A 3,385-nucleotide genomic window follows, 5' to 3' on the forward strand; every position below is an offset into this window, starting at 1 on the left:
CCGACTTACGAGGGTGTGACGACGCGGCGCGGACTGGGTACTCCGGCGCGCGGCGGCCCGGGTCCATGGCTCGCATTCCTGCTCGCGCTCGCGCTCGTGGCGGTGGCGTTCCTCGGCGTGCGCGGGGCCCGACTCGACACGCGGGGGCGCGCGCGCGGTGCAGCTGTACTTCGCGGCACCTGAAGGGGATCGGCTGGTGAGTGAGTCGCGCGAGATCCTCGAGCCCAGTTCGCTGCGCGAACGGGTCGCGGCACTCGTCACCGAGCTGGATCGCGGCCCGCGTGGGGACGGCGTGCCCGCTCTGCCGACCGGCACCGCGGTGCTGCGCGCCTACCTCGACGATCGCGGACTGCTCACGCTCGACCTGTCGGGTGCATTCCTGCGAGGATTCAGCGGCGGCTCGACCGCCGAGTACCTGGCCATCGCTTCGCTGCTGCGCACGCTGGGCGCGAACCTGCCCGAGGTGAAGCGGGTCCGTCTCGCGTGCTCCGGACGCCCGATCGCGACACTCGGCGGTCACGTCGCGCTCGATCGTCCACTCGATGTCCACGACTGGCCCTAAGGCGGCACATGCCCAACACGTTCGATCCGCGTCCCATCGGAGTATTCGATTCCGGCATCGGCGGGCTCACGTCGGTGCGCGAGATCTTCCGCGTGCTGCCGCGCGAGTCGGTGCTGTACTTCGGTGACACCGCGCGGCTGCCCTACGGAGCCAAGTCGCGCGAGACAGTCACGCGCTTCAGTCTCGAGATCTCCCAGTTCCTGGTGCGTCAGAACGTGAAGTGTCTGCTGGTGGCATGCAACACGGCGTCCTCGTTCGCGCTCGAGGCATTGCAGCGCCGGCTCGACGTGCCGGTGGTCGGCGTGATCGAACCGGCGGCGCAGGCCGCGGTGACCGCGAGTCCGCACGGACGCATCGGCGTGATCGGCACGCTTGGAACGGTGGGGAGCAAGGCGTATCCGCTCGAGATCGAGCGGTTGGCGCCGGGTGCCGCGGTGATCTCGCGTGCCTGTCCGCTGTTCGTGCCGCTGGTCGAGGAAGGCATGATCGATCATCCCGCCAGCCGGCTGATCGCGCTGGAGTACCTGACCGAGTTGATTCCGAGCGGAATCGAGAGCCTGATCCTCGGCTGCACGCACTATCCGTTGCTCACCCACCTGCTGCGCGACCTGATGGGACCGGCGGTGACGCTGATCGACTCGGGTGCCGAGGCGGCGCGTGCGATGGCGCGACTGCTGCACGAACGCGGACAGCTCGGCGATCACGCGACACCGCGTCATCGTTTCTATCTCAGCGACGAGCCACGCAACTTCGGTCGCGTGGCGCAGGCGTTTCTCGGTGGCGAGCTGCCGCCGGTTCACGTGGTGGATCAGACCGACTTGCCGTGGTTCGAACGTTCGCAGGCGTGAGCCCCCGCGCCCTACCTCTCGCCGCCTCCGGAGAATCCCGATGACCCGCAAGCCCGCCTCGATCCGCGCCCACGAGTCCAAGCCGGCGGTGGTCGCCGCGTTCGTGCGTCCCGACGGACGCCGGATCGACGAGCTGCGCCCGCTCAAGATCGAGCGCGGCGTGATTCCGCATGCCGAGGGTTCGGCGATGGTCACGTTCGGCCGGACCCGCGTGCTGTGCACGGCGTCGGTCGACGGCAAGGCGCCGGGCTGGATGCGCGGTCAGGGGCGCGGCTGGGTGACCGCCGAGTACGCGATGCTGCCGCGCGCCACCACCGAGCGCACCCCGCGTTCGAGCCAGACCGGCGGACGCTCGCAGGAGATTCAGCGACTGATCGGTCGCAGCCTGCGCGCGGTCACGGATCTCACGGTGTTCGGCGAGCGCACCATCGTGCTCGATTGCGACGTCATCGAGGCCGACGGCGGCACCCGCACGGCGGCGATCAACGGCGCGTTGATCGCGCTGCACGACGCGTTCGTAACGCTCTCGAACGAGCATCAGCTCAAGGGGCCTCCGTTGCGCGACAGCGTCGCGGCGATCTCGGTCGGCCTGGTGCAGGGCACCCCGTGCCTCGATCTGTGCTACACCGAGGATTCGGGTGCGGCGGTCGACATGAACGTTGTGATGACCGGCAGCGGCGAGTTCGTGGAGCTGCAGGGCACCGGCGAGACCACGTCGTTCAGCGAAGCGCAGCTTCGCGAGCTGTTGCGGTTGGCGCGGCGCGGCATCAAGCGCGTGCTCGCGCATCAGCGCCGGCTGGTCGGGGACTCGGGGTTGCTGCCGATGCCGGCGGCGCCGGCTTCGAAATGAGCCCTTCGGTGAGACCCCGCCGGCGATGAGCGCCGCCGTGCCGCTCGAGTTCGTGCTCGCGACCTTCAACCCCGACAAGGCCCGCGAACTCGAGACACTGATCTCAGGCAGCGGACTGCGGCTGCGCTCCCTGGCGGAGTTTCCGGGCGCGACCGCTCCCGAGGAACTCGGCGCCACGCTGATCGAGAACGCGCGCATCAAGGCGCAGGCCGCGTGCGCGCACACCGGGCGGCCATCGATCGCGGACGACACCGGCTTCGAAGTCGAGGCGCTCGACGGCGCGCCGGGCGTTCACGCGGCGCGGTTCGCGGGGCCTGCCGCCACCTACGCCGACAACGTGCGGCTGCTGCTCGAGCGGTTGGCGGGTGTCGCCGCGGCACGGCGCGCGGCGCGATTTCGCACCGTGTGCCTCGCGCGTTTTCCGGACGGCCGCGAGGTGGTCGCGGAGGGGGTTCTCGAGGGTCGCGTGATCGAGGCGCCGCGCGGCTCGCACGGTTTCGGCTACGACCCGGTGTTCGTTCCGACCGGCGAGACGCGCACGCTCGCCGAGTTCAGCGCCGCCGAGAAGAACGCGATCTCGCATCGTTCGCGGGCGGTGCAGGCCCTGGTGGTCGAGCTGCGGCGCTGAGCCGCGCGGGCGCGCAGCGGCGTTACTGGCCGACCGGCTCGCCGAGTCGGTGGACGCGCAGCGTGTTGGAGTTACCGGCCCGGCCCGCCGGCATCCCGGCCACGATCACGACCAGGTCACCGATCTTGCCGCGTCCCGCCGCGATCATGGCGTGATCGACCTGCCGCACCATCTCGTCGGTGTCCGAGGTCTCGGCCACCACGAAGGTCTCGCAGCCCCACGTGAGTGAGAGCTGGCTGCGGATCTCGGAATGCGGCGTGAAGGCGAGCAGCGGAATCGGCTCGCGGCCGGCGGCGATGAAACGCGCCGTGAGACCGCGCGTGGTGTGCGCCGCGATCGCACGCGCGCCCAGGTCGCGCGCCAGCAGCACCGCGGCGCGCGAGACGGCTTCCTGCGCGGTGACCGAGCGGCCGCGCCGCAGCTCGATGACCGGGCCGCCGTTCGATTCGGCCGCCATGATGAGCCGGTTCATCACCCGCACCACTTCGAGCGGATGT

At 70.5% G+C, this 3,385-nt stretch carries 6 protein-coding genes; 5 read left to right on the forward strand and 1 reads right to left on the reverse strand.

Translation table 11 applies throughout. From position 1 onward, the window contains the following. The 5 genes from HOP12_11725 to rdgB all read left to right on the forward strand — a co-directional run. On the forward strand, positions 1 to 183 hold a 183-nt coding region (locus HOP12_11725), incomplete at its 5' end, for a hypothetical protein (GenBank protein NOT34824.1). Further along, on the forward strand, positions 158 to 562 hold the full coding sequence (locus HOP12_11730; protein NOT34825.1) for a GerMN domain-containing protein: 405 nt from the start codon (positions 158 to 160) through the stop codon (positions 560 to 562). The genes HOP12_11725 and HOP12_11730, both read left to right, overlap by 26 nt. A gap of 8 nt (positions 563 to 570) precedes the next feature. Further along, a complete protein-coding gene (locus tag HOP12_11735; GenBank protein NOT34826.1) occupies positions 571 to 1,410 on the forward strand; it encodes a glutamate racemase in 840 nt (279 codons plus the stop codon). A gap of 103 nt (positions 1,411 to 1,513) precedes the next feature. Continuing rightward, positions 1,514 to 2,260 (forward strand): ribonuclease PH, encoded by a 747-nt coding sequence (gene rph, locus HOP12_11740; protein NOT34827.1) that lies wholly within the window; start codon positions 1,514 to 1,516, stop codon positions 2,258 to 2,260. Between the two features lie 25 nt (positions 2,261 to 2,285). Next, positions 2,286 to 2,888 (forward strand): RdgB/HAM1 family non-canonical purine NTP pyrophosphatase, encoded by a 603-nt coding sequence (gene rdgB, locus HOP12_11745; protein NOT34828.1) that lies wholly within the window; start codon positions 2,286 to 2,288, stop codon positions 2,886 to 2,888. 22 nt (positions 2,889 to 2,910) lie between these two features. On the opposite strand, the gene HOP12_11750 is transcribed toward rdgB, so the two are convergent. Then, positions 2,911 to 3,360 carry a hypothetical protein gene (locus HOP12_11750; protein ID NOT34829.1) on the reverse strand — a complete coding sequence of 150 codons (450 nt, stop codon included), beginning with the start codon at positions 3,358 to 3,360 and terminating at the stop codon, positions 2,911 to 2,913. Between the last annotated feature and the right edge of the window lie 25 nt (positions 3,361 to 3,385).

This window comes from Candidatus Eisenbacteria bacterium, from assembly GCA_013140805.1.
Taxonomy (GTDB): Bacteria; Eisenbacteria; RBG-16-71-46; order RBG-16-71-46; family RBG-16-71-46; genus JABFRW01.

Coding starts and splice junctions, on each gene's coding strand:
- rdgB (NOT34828.1), top strand. CDS start 2,286: ATGAGCGCCGCCGTGCCGCTCGAGTTCGTGCTCGCGACCTTCAACCCC.
- HOP12_11750 (NOT34829.1), bottom strand. CDS start 3,360: ATGAACCGGCTCATCATGGCGGCCGAATCGAACGGCGGCCCGGTCATC.
- HOP12_11735 (NOT34826.1), top strand. CDS start 571: ATGCCCAACACGTTCGATCCGCGTCCCATCGGAGTATTCGATTCCGGC.